This is a genomic window from Hydrogenophaga sp. (assembly GCF_026125825.1).
GTDB lineage: Bacteria > Pseudomonadota > Gammaproteobacteria > Burkholderiales > Burkholderiaceae_C > Hydrogenophaga.
On record NZ_JAHCKK010000046.1, the window covers coordinates 1 to 17,518 of the forward strand.

Sequence of the window (17,518 nt, forward strand, 5' to 3'; positions counted from 1 at the left end):
CGCGTACCCGGGCACCCAGCACGGTTTCAACAACGACACCACGCCGCGTTTCGATGCCGCTGCGGCCCAGCTCTCGTGGAACCGCACGCTGGCGTTTTTCAGGCAGCACCTGACGGCCTAGAGGGCAACACCTCCTGCGGCGCGTTGCGGCTTCCCCCTGGCCAGCGCTGTTTCAGGCGCCGCGCGTCAAGCTTCTCCGCCGAAGCGCTTGATGAGGTTGGCGATGTACTTCTCGACCAGCTTCTCGAACTCGCCCTCGACCACGGGGGCCACCACCATCTTCATCAGGCCGGGCAGCGGCACCTCGATCTCGCCCTGGATCGCCAGCGTGAGGCCGGTGGACTTCTTGTTGTCCACGATCTTCCAGTTGCCCCCCACCAGGGCGTTGCCCACGCCCTTGACCGGGGTCCACTTGACGGTGCCACGCGCCTTGTCGCTCACGTACTTGCTGGCGTACACGGTCTGGATGTTCACCTGCGCGGTGCCCACCTTCTCCATCTCCCACTGGTAGACGCCGCCGCCCAGGTCGGTGAGCTTCTCCACCTTCGGGAAATGGCTGACCGACTCGGGCACATTGGAGAGCACTTCGAACACCTCGGCCGCCTTGGCCTTGACGTCGAACTCGTAGCCCAGATCGATCTTGACGGTGATGCTCATGAGGCGCCTCTGCGGGTGTTGGATTGAGGCCGATTGTAGGGACGGCCCAGGCCCGCGGCCCCCGGGAGTTACACCAAGGCACAATCCCTGCACCCGCCCCGCAACACCCCGTTTCCGCAGAGAGATTTCCCCCGATGAGCATCCAGTGGTTTCCCGGGCACATGCACCTCACGCGCAAGGCCATCACCGAGCGCGTGAAGGACATCGACGTCGTCATCGAGATGCTCGATGCGCGCCTGCCCGGCTCCAGCGCCAACCCGCTGCTGGCCGAACTCACCTCGGCCAAGCCCACGCTCAAGGTGGTCAACAAGCAGGACATGGCCGACGCCGAGCGCACCGCCCTCTGGCTCGCGCACTACAACGCGCAGCCCCACACCCGCGCGATCCCGCTGGACGCCAGCGTCGCGGCGCCAGCGCGCGCCATCATCGCCTCGTGCCGCGAGCTGGCGCCCAACCGGGGCGGCATGGTCAAGCCCATGCGGGTGCTGATCTGCGGCATTCCCAATGTGGGCAAGTCCACGCTGATCAACACCTTCATGGGCAAGCGCGCCGCCAAGACCGGCGACGAGGCCGGCATCACGCGCACCGAGCAGCGCATCGCCCTGGCCGACGATTTCTACCTGTTCGACACGCCCGGCATGCTCTGGCCGCGCATCGTGGTGCCGGAAAGCGGCTTCAACCTCGCCGCCAGCGGCGCGGTGGGCCGCAACGCCTACGACGACCAGGAGGTGGCGCTGGAGCTGCTCAACAAGCTCAAGCTGTCGTACGCCGCTTTGCTGGAGGCGCGCTACAAGCTGGGTCTCGCGCCCGAGGCCATCGCGGCCTTGCCGGACGAGGCGCTGATGGAGGCCATCGGCCGCAAGCGCGGCGCGCTGGCGGGCGGTGGCGCGGTGAACTGGCAGAAGGCGGCCGAGCTGGTGATCGCCGACTTCCGCAGCGGCGCCCTGGGGCGCATCACGCTGGAGACGCCCGAGCAGTTCGTGCGCTGGCTGCAACTGGGGCAGCAGGCCGATGCCGAGCGCCAGGGCCGCAAGAAGGAGCGGGTGGCCAAGCCCCGCAAACCCGACCGGCGCTGAAGGGTGCGCGGGCCTTGACCCGCGTCAAGGCGAGCGCGCCCGCGCGGTGCGAGCATGGGCTCCATCGCCTCAGGAGCCCGCCATGACCGACCCGCGCCGCATTTTGCTGATCGAAGGCCATCCCGATACCACGGGCCGGCACCTCAACCACCTGCTGGTGGAGGCCTACGCGGGCGGCGCGACCGCGGCCGGCCACGAGGTTCGGCGCGTGGCCGTGGGCGAGCTGGACTTTCCGGTGCTGCGCAGCGCGCACGAGTGGAAACAAGGCAGCGTGCCGCCGGCGCTGCAAGCCTCGCAGCAGCACATCCTGTGGGCCGAGCACGTGGTGCTGTTCTTTCCGCTCTGGCTGGGCGAGATGCCGGCGCTGCTCAAGGCCTGGCTGGAGCAGGTGGCGCGGCCTGGTTTTGCGGTGGGCCCCGACGGTCCCAAGGAATTTGGCCGCAAGCCCCTGAGCGGCCGCTCGGCCCGCGTGGTGGTGACCATGGGCATGCCGTCGCTGGCCTACCGCTGGTACTTCCGCGCGCACAGCCTCAAGGCGCTGGAGCGCAACATCCTGGGCTTCATTGGTTTCGCGCCGATCCACGAAACGCTGGTGGGCTCGGTCGAGCAACTGGGAGAGGGCGGTGTCGCCCGCTGGCAGGCCAAGCTGCGCCGGCTTGGCCGCGACGCGGCCTGAGGCTCAGGCCTCGATCTTCACGCCTTTCCAGAAGGCCACGCGGCCCTTGATCATCTCGGCCTCTGGCTTGGGGTCGGCGTAATACCAGGCGGCATCGGTGTTGAGTTCGCCGTTGACCAGCAGCGAGTAGTAGCTCGCCTGGCCCTTCCACGCACAGGTGGTCCGGTGGTTGCTGAAGGTGACGTGGTCGCGGTTGAGCGAACTCTCCGGGAAGTAGTGGTTGCCCTCCAGGACCACGGTGTCGTCGCTCTCGGCGATGGTCACGCCATTCCAGATCGCCTTCATGCGGCGGTGCTCACTTGTTCTTCTCTTTGCCGCGCGGCATCACGGCCGTGACCGGTGGCACCGGCCGGTCGGACGACACCGGGCCCTTGGGCGCCGAGGTGTCCTTCTTGGGTTTCTTGGCCATTTTTTCGTTGCGCTGTTCCTTGCCCATGGGGACCTCCGATTGACACCGCGATGCGCGGCAGATGCGCCGATGGTAAGCGACAAAATGAGCGTTTCAAGCCCCGGGCAGGGGCCTGTCACGCGCGCTGGCGGGCTACTGGCCCATGCCCAGGAAGTTGGCCAGTGCCTCGACGCCAAGGGCACCGCTTTGCGTGATCACGGCACCCGTGCGCTGGTGTTTGGCCACCATGAACGGCACCGAGGTGGCACCCAGGCGTTCCAGCAGCGCGGTGTTGGTTTTGATGGTCGCCATCACGTCGGGTGCAATGCTGGCCGAGGCCGACATGCCGCCCTGGCCGGCGAGCAGTTGCTGCTCGTGCGCGTTCATGGTTTCCACCGGGTTGGCGGCGGTCATGATGGCCGCGCCCTGCGGGGCGCTCTTGGCGTTCATGATGGCCACGGGCAGCCAGACGAACTTCACCTTGCTCTGCAGCGGCAGGGACGATTGCCACAGGTGGCCGCAGTGCGGGCATTGTGGGTCGAACAGCACGTAGACCGTGTTGGCGCTCATCAGGGCGCCGGCGGTGAAGCCCTTGCCCTGCGCGGCGAGCACGTCGTAGGCCTGGGCGGGGGGAATCGGGCTGGTGTCGGCCGCGGGGGCCCCGGCGGCGCTGGGCGCGCCGGTGGTTTCTTCCTTCGAGCAGGCGGCCAGCGACAGGGCCAGCGCGGCCATCAGGGGGAGGGTGAGGTGGCGGAGTTTCATGGCGGATCGCATCGTTGGTTTTTCCTGGGCCGCATCATCGCAGAGAAGGCCCCCCTCCGTGGAGGGGGGCCCATGACAAAGGGCGCAGCACCCCGGCTTGCCGGTGTGCTGCGCCCTGGGCGTGCGGATGCCCGCGCCGCGCAAGCTCAGTTGTTCAGGATCAGGTTGGCGATCAGGCCGGTGGCGATGGCCACCAGCACGTAGTCGGTGCCGACCTGCACCCATTGGTGGCCACGCGGCGGCGCGTACAGGCGGTGCTGGTGCGGGTTCACCACCACGTACTGGCGGTTGCGGTACTCGTAGGGGATGTAGCCGCCACGGCGGAACTCGGGGCCGCGCGCGTTGTAGTAGTAGTGGTGGTAGTGCCGGTCGTTGCGCGACTGGCGGTAGTCGCGCCGGTCGTCGCGGCGTTCGTGGCGGAAATCGCGGCGATCGTCGCGCCGGTCCTGGCGGTAGTCGCGCCGGTCATCGCGGCGGTCGTCCACGCGCTGCAGGTGGCTGGGCTCGAATCGCGCACCTTGCGCGAAGGACAGCGAGCTCACGCCAAGGGAGGCGGCCGCCAGGGCGTACACAACAAGGTTTCGGGATTTCATGGAGGTTTCTCCTGGGGTTGGTGAGACTCCATCGTGGCCCGCGCATGTGAACGCGCGGTAAAGGCCGCGCCCCGCCTGTGCAAAGTTCTGTACCGGCATGTGCCGGCCGCGGGGCCCTGCGGCTCAGCCCTTCATGGCGGCCTGGGCGTGCAGCTTGGCCGCGATGTACTCACCATGTGTCACATGCAGCAGGCCGGCCACCTTGCTGATGACATGGTGCTCGTGCGCGTCCAGGTGGTGATCGGCAAAGGCCACTTCCCACATCGCCTCCACCACGCGGATTTTCTGCGCCTGCGTGAAGCGCTCGTTCATCAGCCCGGTGAAGCGCTGGTAGTCGTACGCGGTGCGCGCGGTTTCGTGGGCCAGCTCGAGCAGGCGCTGCAATTCGTCGTCGCTCAGCGCGAACTTGCGGCGCAGCGCGGTCAGCACCGCATCGCGTTCGCTGTCCTGCAGGCTGGGCTCGGCGCGCATCACTTCCACCAGCAGCACGGCGGTGGCGAGTTGCAGGGTGTGTTCCTGTTCGGCGGGGGCCTGGGCACCCGCCGGTGCCGTGAGGCTGGCGGTGAGGGTGTCGAAGAGATCCTTGAGGTTTCTGAGCATGGTCGGCAATCCATCTGGCGCGGTCAAAGAAAGGTGGAGCCCGTGCGCAGGCTCAGGGTTCCCGGCGCCAGACCAGCAGCAGGTTGTGGGCCGGCATGGCGTGCCGTTCGCTCAGCACCAGGCCGGCGCGCTGCGCCTCCCGTTCCACCGCTTCGCGCTGGCGCAGGCCCCAGGCCGCGTTTTCGCGCCGCAGGCTCTCATCGAACGCCAGGTTGCCGGGTGAGGTGGGCACGCCGTCCTCCAGATACGGCCCGTAGGTGACGAGCGCTCCCTGGGTCGTGAGATGCCTGGCCGCGCCCTGCATCAGCGCCGCGCAGGTGGCCCAGGGCGCGATGTGCAGCATGTTGGCGCAAAAGATGCCGTCGAACGGGTCGGGCCCCAGCGGCCATTGGGGCGCGAGCACGTCCAGCTGCAGTGGCTCCAGCACGTGCCCCGCCTGGGTATCTGCCGCCCAGGCGCGGATGGAGGGCAGGGCGTCGGCCTGGAAGTCCGTGGGCTGCCAGCGCCAGCCCGGCATGGCCGCGGCGAACCAGGCCGCGTGCTGGCCGGTGCCCGAGGCGATCTCCAGCACGCGGCCGTGGGCGGGGAAGACCTGGCGGAGCACGTCCAGAATGGGCCGCTTGTTGCGTTCGGCGGCGGGGCTCAGGCGCAGGATGTTGGCGTTCATGCGGCCATTGTCCGGCACCGAAGCGCCCAAGAGCGGTCAGCGCAGGCGCGCAGGCTCGGTCTCCACCGCTTGTTCGCTTTCGCGAGGTGCTGTGCTGGCCATGGCCAGTGCCTGGCGTTCGGCCTCGTTGATCACATCGGCAGGCACGGCGCTGGCCGGGTCCACCGTCACCACACCCAGCCCGATGCGTGGCCGGAACGGCTGGCGCTTGCGCTGTTCATCGAACACCGTCAAGGGGTTGGACACCGTCAGGGCCATGCGCGCGGCGGTGGCGCGCACGGGAGGCTGGTGCGGGTCCATCGTGAGCACCACGACGAAGCACCGAGGGTGGTACAGCCCCACCACGCACCGAAAGCCCGCCGCGCGGCGGATGCGCGCCGCCACGGTCGACAGGATCTGATGCTCCGCGCTGGGACCGGCCGAATCGGCCAGCTCGTACAGGTTGCTCACATAGAGGCACAACACGGCCGCTTCGCAATCCAGGCGCGCGGCGCGCCACAGGGCGTGCTCCACGTCGGCGATCAGCGCCGAACCCGTGGACAGGCCGGTGGCCGGGTCCGTGCTGTTCGACAGGCGCGAGAGGCGCGCGATCTCGCGGTTGTGCCGGTTGCGCAGAAGGCCCAGCACCGAAGCCATGAGGAAAAACACCAGCGTCACCATTGCCGTGAACAGCCAGGTGCGCAGGCCCAGGCCCGGCACTTCCAGGCCGCGCAGGTAATGGCCGACCGTCGTGACGGCCAGGCAGCCGATCGCCACCGCCATCCAGCGCGCGAGCGGATCGCCCAGCCGGGATGCGCGCACCGCCGCCGCCAGCGCGAGCAGCACCGGCACCATGTTCACCACCGCAGTGGCCACCAGCAGCTCGCGGAAATTCTCAGGCTCGATCTGGCTGGCCAGCACCACCAGGATCACCGTGGCGGACACCAGCAGGGCGCCGCCCACCGCCGTGAGGCGGTGCACCCGCCCGTCTTCGCGGGCGCCGCCCAGCCAGGTGCCCACGTAGTAGAGGCCCATGGCCCCGGCCGCCGGGCCCAGGCCGGCCTTGAGCACCATCAGCAGCCGCCCGGGCAGATCGGGAAAGAAGACCTCAGGCAGGCCCGTCATCACCACGCAGCTGGCACCGGTGATCGAGACAAACAGAAGGTTGCGAAGGGCGCCGATGCTGTGGCCCTGGAACAGATCGGCCAGTGCCAGGGCCGCGAGGGTGCACAAGCCACCCAACATGGCGGACCAGACAGCGATTTCGGCAATGGGCATGCGGGGATTATCGGGAGTCGACCGCGCGGGCGACGTCCTGCCCCGTCAAGTTTGTCACGCCCCTTCGCGTTGCGTGCGCGTCTGACCGTGCAATGGCTATCGGCCCGTGGCCGACGTGCGCTGCTGCTGCCCCTGAAACTCCCCCTTCTGGCTCGACTTGCTCGCACGGGGCTTGAGTCGCGGCATCGGTTCGAGGAAGGTCGAATGCTGGCGCAGCAGCATGGCGGCCTCGGCCTGCGCGCGGCGTTTGGACAGCACGTGCAGCACCAGCAGCCCCACGCCCAGGCCCAGGGCCATCCACGCTGGCGCGAGCAGGGCCTTGGCCGCCGACTTGAGCGAATGTTCGGTCGCCATCGCGAGCGACACCATCCACAGGAATATCCCGGCCAGCAGCGCGCCGAGGCCGTTGAAGAGCATGGGTTGGGTCTTGCGTCGGTAGGCGTTGCGCCGCCCGGACCTGGTCTTGGAGCTGGAAGTCTTGGTCATGAGAAGTCCCCGCCATCATCTGTCAAACACCGTTGAGGGGACGCCACAGGGCGACCAACGGAGCGATCGCCGGCTGGCCGCGAAGTGCGTTACAAGTCGCAACTGCGGGTGTAAGAAAAATCCCTGCCTCAGGACTTGCGCCTACATTCCTCCCATGAACCCTGTTTCCCTTCCCGGCCATGCGGTTTCACGCCTGCGCACCGCGCGCCTGGCCGCCAGCGCCAAACCTTTCGTGGCCCGCGGTTCGGGCCTGGGGCGTTGCGCCGGTTGCCGCCTGATTGCCAGCCACTGCCTGTGCGCCTGGCGCCCGCGCACGCCCACGCGCGCCGGGGTCTGCCTCATCATGGGCGACATCGAAGCGCTCAAGCCCAGCAACACCGGCTGGCTGGTGGCGGACGTGGTTGCCGACACATGGGCCTTCAAATGGTCACGCACCGACGTGGACCCGGGCCTGCCCGCCCTGCTGGCCGACCCGCAATGGCAGCCTTACCTGGTGTTTCCTGGCGAGTTCGTGCCACCCGGGCGCGTGGTGACCGACCTGCAGGCGTGCCCCGTGGCGCCCACGCCGGTGGGCGACCGAAGACCCTTGTTCGTGTTGCTCGACGGCACCTGGTCCGAAGCGCGCAAGATGTTCCGCAAGAGCCCTTACCTCGACCAGCTGCCTGTGCTCAGCCTGCACCCCGAACAGACCGTCTCCAACTACCGGCTCCGGCGCGCGTTCCGCGACGGCCACTTCTGCACCTCCGAAGTGGCCGCGCTCTGCCTGGACCTGGCCGGTGAAAGCCGTGCGGCGCAGACCCTGGCCGCGTGGCTGGACGTGTTCACCGCGCACTACCTCAGCGTCAAGCGAAGCACGCCGCTGGACACCGCGTCCGAAGCCCACGGGCGCTTGCAGGCGCTGTGTGCGCCGGATTGACGCGATGCGAAAAAAAGTCCTGCTCACCGGTTTCGACGCCTTCGGCGGCCAGACGCTCAACCCCAGCTGGCTGGCGGTGCAGGCACTGCATGGCCGCCAGGTGCTCGGCCACACCCTGGTGGCGGCCCAATTGCCCACCGTGTTTGACGCCTCGCTGCGCGAGCTGGGCGCGCTGCTGCGCCAGCACCAGCCCGCCCTGGTCATCTGTGTCGGGCAGGCCGGCGGCCGCAAGGCCTTGTCGCTGGAGCGCGTGGCCATCAACGTCAACGACGCTCCCCTGGCCGACAACGCCGGAGCGCAACCGGTGGACACCCCGGTGGTGCGGGATGCGCCCGTGGCCTACTTCTCCAGCCTGCCCATCAAGGCCATGCTCGCTGCGCTGCAATCGCAAGGCGTGGATGCCGAGGTCTCGCAGACCGCGGGCACCTTCGTCTGCAACCACGTCTTCTATGGCCTGATGCGCACCCTGGCCACGGCGCCCGCACTCGCGCACACGCGCGGTGGCTTCGTGCACGTGCCATGGTTGCCGGAGCAGGGCACGCCGAACATGGCGTTGGAGGAGATCGTGCGCGGGCTGCGCGTGGCCGTGCGCAGCGCGTTGCAGGTGCACACCGACGCCGCGCTGGGCGCGGGCACCACGCACTGAGCGGCGCCTGGCTCAGGCCTGCCAGACGCCGAAGCCGGCCGAGCGCAGGTCGATGCCGATCTCGATCTCCTTCTCCACGGCGGCTTCATACCGCATGGGATTGAAGCCCTCGTAGAGATCGGGCAGCAGGCGCAGCCCGTACTTGAACACATAGGCATTGGCCTGGATCCCGGCCTTGTGCTTGTCGAAGCGCACGTCCGGGTCCAGGCCGGTCATGCCGACGTAGACACAGGGTTTGCCGTCGATGTAGCCCGGGTTGTTCTTGCGGAATCTGCTTTCATTCAGCACGTCCCTGGAGAGCTCGATCACGTAGACGTGGTGGTGGGGGCGGGCCATGGTGCAATGGATTGTGCCTTTCAACGCATCGATTCAACCGGTTGTCGATGTCGTTGGTGCATGATCGAATTCTTCCTGCATTGGCATTCGAATTTGTGCTGTATTCGGTCAATAAAAATCCATAGGAGGCGTGCTGAAAGATGGCTACCCTAATTCCTTCCCTCGGGAGTTGCGTGTCGCGCATGACCCCCGGCGAACGTCGCGTGGCCGAAAGGCTCGAGCAGAAGCTCGATGACGACTATCTGCTTTGGTATGACGTGGCGGTGGGCCCTCGCTATTCACACCCCGATTTCGTCGTGATGCACCCACGCCGTGGTGTTCTCGTGCTTGAGGTTAAAGACTTCCGTCTTGCGACCCTGATCCAAGTCAACAAGCAGTCGTGGGAAATTCATGGCGACATGGGACCCAAGACGGTGCCGAATCCGTTGGAGCAAGCAAGGCAGTATGCGCATCAGGTGGTGAATGCGTTGGAGCGGGATAAGCAACTGGTGCAACCTGAGGGACCCCATCAAGGAAAACTCGCTTTCCCATGGAGTTATGGCGTGGTGCTGCCCAATATCACACGCAAACAATTTGAACAGGCCCAACTTGGCCAGGCCATCGAGTCGCACCGCGTGATCTGCCAGGACGAAATGACCGAGTCCGTCGCGCCTGAGGAGTTGCAGAGCCGTTTGTGGGGCATGTTTCCGTTCATGATGCGCGGCGTCATGTCGCTGCCTCAACTGGATCGTGTGCGGTGGATTCTGTTTCCCGAAGTGCGTGTGCCCGATCAAACCGGGTTGTTTGAGGGGGATGAGGCATTGGCCGAACTGCCAAGCATCATGCGGGTGATGGATTTGCAGCAGGAGCAATTGGCGCGCAGCCTGGGCGATGGGCATCGAGTGATCCATGGCGTGGCAGGCTCGGGCAAGACCATGTTGCTGGGTTACAGGGCAGAGCACCTTGCGAAAGCGCAGGCCGCCCGGACCAAGCCCATCCTCGTGCTGTGCTACAACGAGCCGCTCGCCCGGCAGCTCGCGCGCGTCATGGACAGCAAAAACCTCTCGGCGCATGTGCAAGCGGTGCATTTTCACAAATGGTGCAGAAGTCAGCTCGTGGCCTACGACCAGCCGTTGCCGGCTGACAACCTGCCAACCGACATGAAGATGGCCGTGATGGTTCAAGGCGTGATCAATGGTGTGGACCGCAAGCAGATTCCCAGCGGTCAGTACCAGGCTGTGCTGATCGACGAAGGCCATGACTTCGCGCCCGAATGGCTCAAACTCATCACGCAGATGGTGGACCCAATGACCAACAGTCTGCTGGTGTTGTACGACGACGCTCAGAGCATTTATGAACGCAGCCGAAGCCGGCAGTTCAGCTTCAAGAGCGTGGGGATTCAAGCCCAGGGCCGCACCACGATCCTCAAGATCAACTACCGAAACACGCGGCAGATTTTGCAGACGGCCAGTCTTATTGCGGCTGATCTGCTGACCGCGGAAGACAAGGACGATGACGGCGTGCCGCTGCTCAAGCCCGTTAGTTGCGGGCGCGACGGCGAAAAGCCGATCGTCATCCGGTTGCCCGATTTTCGCGCCGAAGTCTCCCAGGTCGTGGACCTGCTCAGCGCCGCGCACCGGGAAGGCCACGCCTGGGGCGATATGGCCATCCTTTGTCGCCACTACAGCGAGATGGACGCTTGCGCCAGCGTGTTGCGGCAACGGCGGCTACCGCATCAGGTGCGCAAAGGCTCAGGCAGTTTCAATCCCGCAGCAAACACCATCAAGGTAATGACCATGCATGCGAGCAAGGGACTCGAGTTCCCTGTGGTGGCCTTGATGGGGGTGGGAAGCATGCCCGCCAAGGACCATGATGAGCGCGACGAGGCGCGGTTGTTTTACGTGGGTGCCACGCGTGCCACTCATCGACTGATCGTGGGGGTGGGCGGGCAAGGCCAGTTTGGCCGGCGGTTGGCGGCTTGCTGACCCATTGCTGCCAGCGGGCAGCGCAGGTCGGGCAAGGCCGTTCGCATCGTTTTCAAAGCCAGACCGACCCCGGCCCCGGGCTGGTCTCGATGGTGAACTCCGGCGAACCGCCCAGCACGAAGGCGCCGAGCACCACGCTCAGCAGTGCCATGAACAGGCTGGCCCAGAACGCCGTCCAGAAACCATCCACCTTGAAGCCGTTCACCACCTTCGCCACCAGCAACAGCATCAGCGCGTTGATGACCAGCAGGAACAGGCCGAAGGTCAGCAGGGTCAAGGGCAAGGTCAGCACCACGAGCAGCGGCCGCACGATGGCATTGGCCAGGCCCAGCAACAAGGCCGACACCACCAGCGATGACGTGCTGCTGAACCGAATGCCCTTGAACACATGGCTCGCCACCCAGAGTGCGAACCCCGTGATGGCCCAGTGCAGCAGGAATGGCGTGAGGTTGGTGAGCATGTCGCGAAGGCCTTTGGTGGTTACTTGCCCCAGGAGTCTTTCAACCCCGTCACCCGGTTGAACACCGGCTTGCCCGCCACGTGGTCCTGCCGGTCCGCCACGAAGTAGCCGTGCCGCTCGAACTGGAACTTGTTGTCCGGCTTGGCCTGGGCCAGTGAAGGCTCCACGTAGGCGGTCACCACTTTCAGGCTGTTCGGGTTCAGGGCTTCGATGAAGTCCTTGCCACCGGCGTCGGGCTGGGCGTCGAGGAAGAGGCGGTCGTAGAGCCGCACTTCAGCCTGCACGCCGTCGGCCACGCTCACCCAGGTGATGGCGGCCTTGGCCTTCACGCTGTCGGCGCCGGGCGTGCCGCTCTTGGTGCCCGGGATGACCTTGGCGTGCACTTCGGTGACCTTGCCGTCCGCGTCTTTCGCGCAGCCCGTGCATTCGATGACATAGCCGCCCTTGAGGCGCACCACGTTGCCGGGGAACAGGCGCTTGTAGCCCTTGGGTGGCACTTCCTCGAAGTCCTCGCGTTCGATCCACACGGCCTTGCCGATCTTGAACACGCGCGGCGCGGGCTCGGGTTGGCCCTCGGCGAGGGCCGAGTGGGGCAGGGCGGGCTGGGTGCAGTCTTCGGTGTGGTCGTCGCTGCCGAACGCGTCGGCCCAGTTGGTGAGCACCAGCCTGACCGGATCGAGCACAGCCATGCCACGGTGGGCCTTGTTCTCCAGGTCTTCGCGCAGGCAGCCTTCGAGCGTGCTGTAGTCGATCCAGGAGTCGCTCTTGGTCACGCCGATGCGCTCGGCGAACAGCTGGATGCTCTCGGGCGTGTAGCCGCGCCGGCGCAGGCCGACGATGGTGGGCATGCGCGGGTCATCCCAGCCGTTGACCTTGTGGTCGTACACCAGTTGCGCGAGCTTGCGCTTGCTGGTGATCACGTAGGTGAGGTTGAGCCGCGCGAACTCGTATTGGCGCGGTGGCGGGCTTTGCAGCAGACCGCCTTCGCACAGGCGCTCCAGCAGCCAGTCGTAAAACGGGCGCTGGTCCTCGAATTCGAGGGTGCAGAAGCTGTGGGTGATCTGCTCCAGCGCGTCCTCGATCGGGTGCGCGAAGGTGTACATCGGGTAGATGCACCAGGTGTCGCCCGTGTTGTGGTGCGTGGCGCGGCGGATGCGGTAGATCGCCGGGTCGCGCAGGTTGATGTTGGGGCTGGCCATGTCGATCTTGGCGCGCAGCACCATGCTGCCGTCTTCGTGCAGGCCGTCGCGCATTTCGCGCAGGCGTTTCAGGTTCTCGGCCGGCGTGCGGCCCCGAAACGGGCTGTCCACGCCGGGTTTGCCGAAGTCGCCCCGGTTCAGGCGCATCTGTTCGGTGGTCTGCTCGTCTACGTAGGCGTGGCCGGCTTCCACCAGGTACTCGGCCGCGCGGTACATGAAGTCGAAGTAGTCGCTGGCCTGGTACAGGTGCTGCCGGCCGTGGGCCTCCCAGCTGAAGCCGAGCCATTTCACGGCATCGATGATGCTGTTGACGTACTCGGTGTCTTCCTTCTCCGGGTTGGTGTCGTCAAAGCGCATGTGGCACACGCCGCCGTAGTCGCGAGCCAGACCGAAGTTCAGGCAGATGCTCTTGGCGTGGCCCACGTGCAGGTAACCGTTGGGCTCGGGGGGGAAGCGGGTGCGGATCCTGGCCGGGTCGGGCTCGCCCTTGGCCTGGTGGGCGGCGTCGCCCGGGCTGCCGGCCCAGCGGCGGCTCTGGTAGGTGCCCTTGTCCAGATCGTTCTCGATGATCTGCCGCAGGAAGTTGCTGACCTTGTGTTCGCCGTCGGTGGCGGGGTTGCTGGTTTTGTTGCTGGGGTGGGTGGAGCTCATGCGCCATTCTATTGATCCGGCCCGAGGCCCGCCGCGCCGCGCCGAGTGCTACTTTGGTTCCATGGTGGCGCTTTCCGGTATCGTGGCTGCTCCCGGACGAGGAAGAGGAAGCCCGAGATGAACAACGACAACCCCGACACCATGCCCACCGACGAGCCGACGCGGTGGGAAATCACGCAGACGGAAGACGTGTTTCTGCCCTCTGTGCGCGTGCAGCTGGGCTGGCGCGATGTGGAGGCCGCCGTGGAGAGCGGCGCGATCCAGCCGGCCGAGGCGCATGCGCTCTGGGCGTCGTGGGCCTCGCCGGGCAGCCCGCTGCGGGTGGCCGCGGGCGTGCCGTCCTCCGCCTCTGTGGTGCCCACGGCGGCCGAACTCGCGCAGGAAGACCTCGCCGCCGGCTGGGCGGCGGCGCCAGCCCACGCTCCGCATCCCGCGCGGGACCGCGGCCCGGCGTTCAGCTTCACCAACACCCTCTACTACTTTGGCGGCATGCTGGCCATCGGCGCCATGACGCTGTTCATGACGCTGGGCTGGGAGCTGTTCGGCGCCTGGGGCGTGTTCGTGCTGGCGCTGGGTTACCTCACGGGCGCGCTGCTGGTGGCGGGCAACCTGCTGGAAAAAGGCCTGCGCACGCCCGCCGGCGTGCTCGCCACGCTGGCGGTGTGCCTGGTGCCTCTGGCGGTCTGGGCTTTCCAGTCGGGCATCGGCCTGTGGCCCGAGGGCGGGCCCGACAGCTACCGCGACTACCACCGCTACATCGACTGGCGCTGGCTCACGCTGGAGCTGGCCACGCTGGCCGCCGCCGTGGTGCTGCTGTACCGCTACAAGCTGCCCTTCATGGTCATGCCGGTGGCCGTGACGATCTGGTACCTCAGCATGGACGTGGCGCACATGCTGATGCAGAAGGACGGATTCGACTGGACCTTCACCCGCGACGTGTCGCTGGTGTTCGGCCTGGCCACCTGCGCTATGGCCGTGTGGGTGGACCTGCGCACGCGCGTTGCCGCCAACGCCGAGGACCGACAGGACTTCGCCTTCTGGCTCTACCTGTTCGGCGCGATCATGTTCTGGGCGGGCCTGAGCCTGCGCGACAGCGACTCCGAGCTCAACAAGTTCCTCTACGCGCTGATCAACGTGTTTCTGGTGTTCCTCGGTGCGGCCATCGGGCGGCGCGTGTTCACCGTGCTGGGCGCGATCGGCGTGGCCAGCTACCTGGGTTACCTGGCCTACCGCGTGTTCGAGGACAGCCTGCTCTTCCCCTTCGCGCTCACCCTGCTGGGCTTGGGGGTGGTGGCGCTGGGCATCTGGTGGCAGCGGCACGAGGCCGCCCTCCATGCCCGGCTGGCCGGTTGGTTGCCTGCAGCGCTCAAGCCGCTGGCGTCCCGCTGAGAGGCAAGGCCTGACCGCGCGTGCCGCGCGCGAAGTGAAGCAACCGCCCATCCAGAGACACCGAGGGTCCGGCTGCGCCGACCCCAGGTGTCGCCCCCTCCCGCCGAAGGCGAGAGAGGGGGGGAGCGCCGAAGGCGCGCGGGGGGTGCTCTTCAATACATCAGGTTGAGCTGCATCACGGCCGTGGTGCCGCTGACCTCGTTGCCCACCACCAGCAGCGGCTTGCCATTGGGCGAGCGGGCCGCGGGAATGAAGGCCAGGCCTTCGGGGCCGAGATCGCCCGCCGTGGCCAGGCTCGGTGGGTTGGTGAGCCATTCGTCGCGGGTGTTGAGGTAGTCCACGCGCTTGGGCGCCGTGGGGTTGGTGATGTCGTACACCAGCACCCCGCCCATGCGCTCCAGGCCGATGAAGGCGAAGGTCTTGGTGCCGATCTGGCCCAGCGCGATGCCCTCGGGTTCCGGGCCCTTGGCATCGCTGCGGCTGTCCTTGGCGTTGCCTTCGTCGTGGCCGGAGTTGAAGAAGTCGGCGCACGGGATGTTGCGCGCGCTGCCCAGCTTGCAATCGCTGCTGGCGAGGAATTTCTCGATCTCGGCGCCCGAGTCCCACACCAGGCCTCCGTTGGCGTTCCAGATGCTGAAGGATCGCGCGCCGTAGCTGTACAGCTGGTCGTACATCAGGCGGTTGCCCAGCGGGTCGGCCACGCCGGCGGCGCTGAACATCATCGGCGAGCCGTCGGGGTTGGTGCGGTAGCCCATGGTCCAGCTGATGTTCAGCCGGCCCAGGGCGGCATCGGCGCGGCAGCCCAGCGGGTCGCCGGCAATGGCACCGCAGTACCCGAAGGTGGCCGGGTCGAGCAGGGCGCCCGCGGCCATGGCGTTGAGCTGCGGCGGCAGGTCGTTGCCGGCGCGGCCGGCCCAGCCGCTTTTGTTCACCAGGTGCTTCACGCGGAATTCCTCGACGAAGCCCTGCGTGGCGTCACCGCCCCAGTAGGCCGCGTTGTCTTCGCCCCAGGCACGTGCGTCGCCCTCGTTGGCGGTGACGAGGTAGGTGGCGCCGCCCACGGTGTAGGAGGCCATCGCATCGGGCAGGTACATGCCGCGCACGCCGGGCCAGGTCCTGATGTTGATGGTCCCGCCGTCGGTGTCCGAGGCATCGAGTTCGTTGCCGGCCACGCCATGGTCCTTGTAGCCCAGCGGCAGCACCTGCGTGACGGTGGCGGTGGCGATGTCCACCTTGGCCATCGCGTTGTTCTCCTGCAGCGTCACCCACGCGGTCTTGCTGTCTGCGGAGACCGCGATGTACTCGGGCTCGAAGTCCTTGGCGGCGGTGGCGCCCGGGCCGTAGATGCGCACGCCCGCGGCGCGCAGCGTGGCTTCCTGGCCGTTGAAGGCGGTGAAGCCCGCGGTGCGCACGACCGGCGCGGCCGGGTTGCGCACGTCGATCACGCTCACGCTGCCCTCGGGGTCCACCTGGTAGTCGTCACTGGGTTCGCCTTCGTTGGCCACCAGCACGGTGTGGCCGTCGGGCGTGAAGGTCACCATGTCGGGCAGGGCGCCGATGGTGACCGAACTGATCAGGCCCAGGTCGCTCGCGCGGTAGAGCGCCATGCGGCCGGGGTCGGTCTTCACCGGGGCCTGGATGGCCACGGCCACGATGCCGTTGTGCACCGCCACGCTGTTGATCTCGGCGCCGGCCAGCACGGCGGTGGCGTCGATCACGCCGATCTTCACCGGGTTGGCCGGGTTGGCCAGGTCGAGCACGTCCACGGCACCGAGCTGCGCGTTCACCACGAACAGGCGCTTGCTGGCGGCGTCGAAGGCCGGGATCTCCGCCGCGCTCACGCCGAACTGGCCCGTGCTGTAGCCGCCGATCTTCTCCAGCTTCAGGCTCACCGGCGTGGCCTCGGGCACCGGGGCGGGTGGGGTGGGCGCAGGCGCATCGCTGCCACCACCGCAGGCGGCGAGCACGGCGGTCATGAGCATCGAGGCGGTGAACCCACGGGCGGTGGTGGGGGTGCTGGGGAGCAGGGGGCGCATTCGGTCGGTCTCGTCGTTGTGGTTGAAAACCACGTTTGTAGAAACCGGCCGTGAAGCGACCGTGACAGCTTCGTGTCGTTGGCGTGACGTCCTGCGGGCCCGCGCCGCCTCACTGCCCGAAGCGCGGCCCGTCTTTCAGGAAGTCCAACTCTGCGGGCGTGCTGGTGCGCCCGAGCACGGCGTTGCGGTAGGGGAAGCGGCCGAAGCGGTCCACGATGTCGCGGTGCAGCCGCGCGAAATCCAGGTTGCGTTCCAGGGTATCGCGCAACTCGGGCGCGCAGGTGTCGAGCAGGCGCTGGAAGCGCAGCACGCTCTCGGCCTGGAGGGCGGGGTCTTCCGCGTGCATCAGTGGCATGTTCAGGAACACCAGGCCCACGGTGGCGAGCTCGGCGTCCATGCCGCTGGCGTGTGCGTGCAGCGAAAGCTGCTGAGCCCGGGCATCGCCCGCGAAGGCGCGCGCCTGGCCCCGGTGCACGTTGCGCGTGAACTGGTCCAGCAGCAGCACCAGGGCCAGCCGCGTGTCGATGCGCTCTTCCCATTCGCCCAGGCCGCCTTCGAGCGCCTGCTCCACCAGCGCGCCAAAACGCTCGCGGATGCGCGCGTCGATCTCGGGGCTGCCGCCAAACCAGAGGTCGTCGCGCTTGTCCGAACACCAGCCGCGTTCCAGGCCATCGCCGAGCCAGAAGTCGAGCACGTCCTGCGCGGTCGGTGTAGTGAGGGTTTTCATGGGGGTTTCAATGTAAAGATGGGGCAGGCGTT

The 17,518-nt window shown here is 67.2% G+C and carries 21 protein-coding genes; 7 read left to right on the forward strand and 14 right to left on the reverse strand.

Annotated elements, in window-relative coordinates:
- The coding region (locus KIT86_RS14980) for a dienelactone hydrolase family protein (protein ID WP_297399800.1) at nt 1-121 on the forward strand (121 nt) is incomplete at its 5' end.
- 65 nt (nt 122-186) lie between these two features.
- Here the strand turns inward: KIT86_RS14980 and KIT86_RS14985 are convergent.
- Complete coding sequence (locus KIT86_RS14985; protein ID WP_297399721.1) at nt 187-657, reverse strand: SRPBCC family protein; 471 nt, start codon at nt 655-657, stop codon at nt 187-189.
- A gap of 134 nt (nt 658-791) precedes the next feature.
- On the opposite strand from KIT86_RS14985, the gene ylqF reads away from it, so the two are divergent.
- Nucleotides 792-1,733 carry a ribosome biogenesis GTPase YlqF gene (gene ylqF, locus KIT86_RS14990; protein WP_297399723.1) on the forward strand — a complete coding sequence of 314 codons (942 nt, stop codon included), beginning with the start codon at nt 792-794 and terminating at the stop codon, nt 1,731-1,733.
- Between the two features lie 82 nt (nt 1,734-1,815).
- On the forward strand, nt 1,816-2,409 hold the full coding sequence (locus KIT86_RS14995; protein WP_297399725.1) for an NAD(P)H-dependent oxidoreductase: 594 nt from the start codon (nt 1,816-1,818) through the stop codon (nt 2,407-2,409).
- A 3-nt stretch (nt 2,410-2,412) separates the two neighbouring features.
- On the opposite strand, the gene KIT86_RS15000 is transcribed toward KIT86_RS14995, so the two are convergent.
- The 8 genes from KIT86_RS15000 to KIT86_RS15035 form a co-directional block, all read right to left on the reverse strand.
- Nucleotides 2,413-2,694: a DUF427 domain-containing protein gene (locus KIT86_RS15000; protein ID WP_297399727.1), complete on the reverse strand. Its 282-nt coding sequence runs from the start codon at nt 2,692-2,694 to the stop codon at nt 2,413-2,415.
- A 10-nt stretch (nt 2,695-2,704) separates the two neighbouring features.
- On the reverse strand, nt 2,705-2,845 hold the full coding sequence (locus KIT86_RS15005; RefSeq protein ID WP_291113440.1) for a hypothetical protein: 141 nt from the start codon (nt 2,843-2,845) through the stop codon (nt 2,705-2,707).
- A gap of 105 nt (nt 2,846-2,950) precedes the next feature.
- The gene (locus KIT86_RS15010) at nt 2,951-3,559 is read right to left on the reverse strand and encodes a thioredoxin fold domain-containing protein (RefSeq protein WP_297399730.1); all 609 of its coding nucleotides are present in this window, start codon (nt 3,557-3,559) and stop codon (nt 2,951-2,953) included.
- A 146-nt stretch (nt 3,560-3,705) separates the two neighbouring features.
- Complete coding sequence (locus KIT86_RS15015; RefSeq protein ID WP_297399732.1) at nt 3,706-4,152, reverse strand: RcnB family protein; 447 nt, start codon at nt 4,150-4,152, stop codon at nt 3,706-3,708.
- 123 nt (nt 4,153-4,275) lie between these two features.
- Nucleotides 4,276-4,752 (reverse strand): TerB family tellurite resistance protein, encoded by a 477-nt coding sequence (locus KIT86_RS15020; RefSeq protein WP_297399734.1) that lies wholly within the window; start codon nt 4,750-4,752, stop codon nt 4,276-4,278.
- Between the two features lie 52 nt (nt 4,753-4,804).
- Nucleotides 4,805-5,419 (reverse strand): DUF938 domain-containing protein, encoded by a 615-nt coding sequence (locus KIT86_RS15025; protein WP_297399736.1) that lies wholly within the window; start codon nt 5,417-5,419, stop codon nt 4,805-4,807.
- A 36-nt stretch (nt 5,420-5,455) separates the two neighbouring features.
- A complete protein-coding gene (locus KIT86_RS15030; RefSeq protein ID WP_297399738.1) occupies nt 5,456-6,676 on the reverse strand; it encodes a GGDEF domain-containing protein in 1,221 nt (406 codons plus the stop codon).
- 96 nt (nt 6,677-6,772) lie between these two features.
- Nucleotides 6,773-7,162, reverse strand: a complete 390-nt coding sequence (locus KIT86_RS15035) for a hypothetical protein (RefSeq protein WP_297399740.1) — start codon at nt 7,160-7,162, stop codon at nt 6,773-6,775.
- 154 nt (nt 7,163-7,316) lie between these two features.
- On the opposite strand from KIT86_RS15035, the gene KIT86_RS15040 reads away from it, so the two are divergent.
- Both KIT86_RS15040 and pcp read left to right on the forward strand, forming a co-directional pair.
- Nucleotides 7,317-8,078 (forward strand): tRNA-uridine aminocarboxypropyltransferase, encoded by a 762-nt coding sequence (locus KIT86_RS15040; RefSeq protein ID WP_297399741.1) that lies wholly within the window; start codon nt 7,317-7,319, stop codon nt 8,076-8,078.
- Between the two features lie 4 nt (nt 8,079-8,082).
- Entirely contained in the window at nt 8,083-8,724 is a 642-nt protein-coding gene (gene pcp / locus KIT86_RS15045) for a pyroglutamyl-peptidase I (RefSeq protein ID WP_297399743.1), read from the forward strand.
- A 12-nt stretch (nt 8,725-8,736) separates the two neighbouring features.
- On the opposite strand, the gene KIT86_RS15050 is transcribed toward pcp, so the two are convergent.
- Complete coding sequence (locus KIT86_RS15050) at nt 8,737-9,060, reverse strand: hypothetical protein (protein ID WP_297399745.1); 324 nt, start codon at nt 9,058-9,060, stop codon at nt 8,737-8,739.
- Nucleotides 9,061-9,200: 140 nt separating this feature from the next.
- On the opposite strand from KIT86_RS15050, the gene KIT86_RS15055 reads away from it, so the two are divergent.
- The gene (locus KIT86_RS15055; RefSeq protein WP_297399747.1) at nt 9,201-11,024 is read left to right on the forward strand and encodes a 3'-5' exonuclease; all 1,824 of its coding nucleotides are present in this window, start codon (nt 9,201-9,203) and stop codon (nt 11,022-11,024) included.
- Nucleotides 11,025-11,076: 52 nt separating this feature from the next.
- Here the strand turns inward: KIT86_RS15055 and KIT86_RS15060 are convergent, their stop codons facing one another.
- Nucleotides 11,077-11,484, reverse strand: a complete 408-nt coding sequence (locus KIT86_RS15060; protein WP_297399749.1) for a phage holin family protein — start codon at nt 11,482-11,484, stop codon at nt 11,077-11,079.
- A gap of 20 nt (nt 11,485-11,504) precedes the next feature.
- Nucleotides 11,505-13,334, reverse strand: a complete 1,830-nt coding sequence (locus tag KIT86_RS15065) for a glutamine--tRNA ligase/YqeY domain fusion protein (RefSeq protein ID WP_297399751.1) — start codon at nt 13,332-13,334, stop codon at nt 11,505-11,507.
- Between the two features lie 117 nt (nt 13,335-13,451).
- Here KIT86_RS15065 and KIT86_RS15070 point away from each other — a divergent pair, with 117 nt between their 5' ends.
- Nucleotides 13,452-14,723, forward strand: a complete 1,272-nt coding sequence (locus KIT86_RS15070) for a DUF2157 domain-containing protein (RefSeq protein ID WP_297399753.1) — start codon at nt 13,452-13,454, stop codon at nt 14,721-14,723.
- A gap of 152 nt (nt 14,724-14,875) precedes the next feature.
- Here the strand turns inward: KIT86_RS15070 and KIT86_RS15075 are convergent, their stop codons facing one another.
- Together KIT86_RS15075 and KIT86_RS15080 are read right to left on the reverse strand one after the other, a co-directional pair.
- Nucleotides 14,876-16,759 carry a choice-of-anchor I family protein gene (locus tag KIT86_RS15075; protein WP_297399755.1) on the reverse strand — a complete coding sequence of 628 codons (1,884 nt, stop codon included), beginning with the start codon at nt 16,757-16,759 and terminating at the stop codon, nt 14,876-14,878.
- Nucleotides 16,760-16,868: 109 nt separating this feature from the next.
- Nucleotides 16,869-17,486: a DUF924 family protein gene (locus KIT86_RS15080; RefSeq protein WP_297399757.1), complete on the reverse strand. Its 618-nt coding sequence runs from the start codon at nt 17,484-17,486 to the stop codon at nt 16,869-16,871.
- Nucleotides 17,487-17,518: the final 32 nt, after the last annotated feature.

Coding starts and splice junctions, on each gene's coding strand:
- KIT86_RS14985 (WP_297399721.1), bottom strand. CDS start 657: ATGAGCATCACCGTCAAGATCGATCTGGGCTACGAGTTCGACGTCAAG.
- ylqF (WP_297399723.1), top strand. CDS start 792: ATGAGCATCCAGTGGTTTCCCGGGCACATGCACCTCACGCGCAAGGCC.
- KIT86_RS14995 (WP_297399725.1), top strand. CDS start 1,816: ATGACCGACCCGCGCCGCATTTTGCTGATCGAAGGCCATCCCGATACC.
- KIT86_RS15000 (WP_297399727.1), bottom strand. CDS start 2,694: ATGAAGGCGATCTGGAATGGCGTGACCATCGCCGAGAGCGACGACACC.
- KIT86_RS15005 (WP_291113440.1), bottom strand. CDS start 2,845: ATGGGCAAGGAACAGCGCAACGAAAAAATGGCCAAGAAACCCAAGAAG.
- KIT86_RS15010 (WP_297399730.1), bottom strand. CDS start 3,559: ATGAAACTCCGCCACCTCACCCTCCCCCTGATGGCCGCGCTGGCCCTG.
- KIT86_RS15015 (WP_297399732.1), bottom strand. CDS start 4,152: ATGAAATCCCGAAACCTTGTTGTGTACGCCCTGGCGGCCGCCTCCCTT.
- KIT86_RS15020 (WP_297399734.1), bottom strand. CDS start 4,752: ATGCTCAGAAACCTCAAGGATCTCTTCGACACCCTCACCGCCAGCCTC.
- KIT86_RS15025 (WP_297399736.1), bottom strand. CDS start 5,419: ATGAACGCCAACATCCTGCGCCTGAGCCCCGCCGCCGAACGCAACAAG.
- KIT86_RS15030 (WP_297399738.1), bottom strand. CDS start 6,676: ATGCCCATTGCCGAAATCGCTGTCTGGTCCGCCATGTTGGGTGGCTTG.
- KIT86_RS15035 (WP_297399740.1), bottom strand. CDS start 7,162: ATGACCAAGACTTCCAGCTCCAAGACCAGGTCCGGGCGGCGCAACGCC.
- KIT86_RS15040 (WP_297399741.1), top strand. CDS start 7,317: ATGAACCCTGTTTCCCTTCCCGGCCATGCGGTTTCACGCCTGCGCACC.
- pcp (WP_297399743.1), top strand. CDS start 8,083: ATGCGAAAAAAAGTCCTGCTCACCGGTTTCGACGCCTTCGGCGGCCAG.
- KIT86_RS15050 (WP_297399745.1), bottom strand. CDS start 9,060: ATGGCCCGCCCCCACCACCACGTCTACGTGATCGAGCTCTCCAGGGAC.
- KIT86_RS15055 (WP_297399747.1), top strand. CDS start 9,201: ATGGCTACCCTAATTCCTTCCCTCGGGAGTTGCGTGTCGCGCATGACC.
- KIT86_RS15060 (WP_297399749.1), bottom strand. CDS start 11,484: ATGCTCACCAACCTCACGCCATTCCTGCTGCACTGGGCCATCACGGGG.
- KIT86_RS15065 (WP_297399751.1), bottom strand. CDS start 13,334: ATGAGCTCCACCCACCCCAGCAACAAAACCAGCAACCCCGCCACCGAC.
- KIT86_RS15070 (WP_297399753.1), top strand. CDS start 13,452: ATGAACAACGACAACCCCGACACCATGCCCACCGACGAGCCGACGCGG.
- KIT86_RS15075 (WP_297399755.1), bottom strand. CDS start 16,759: ATGCGCCCCCTGCTCCCCAGCACCCCCACCACCGCCCGTGGGTTCACC.
- KIT86_RS15080 (WP_297399757.1), bottom strand. CDS start 17,486: ATGAAAACCCTCACTACACCGACCGCGCAGGACGTGCTCGACTTCTGG.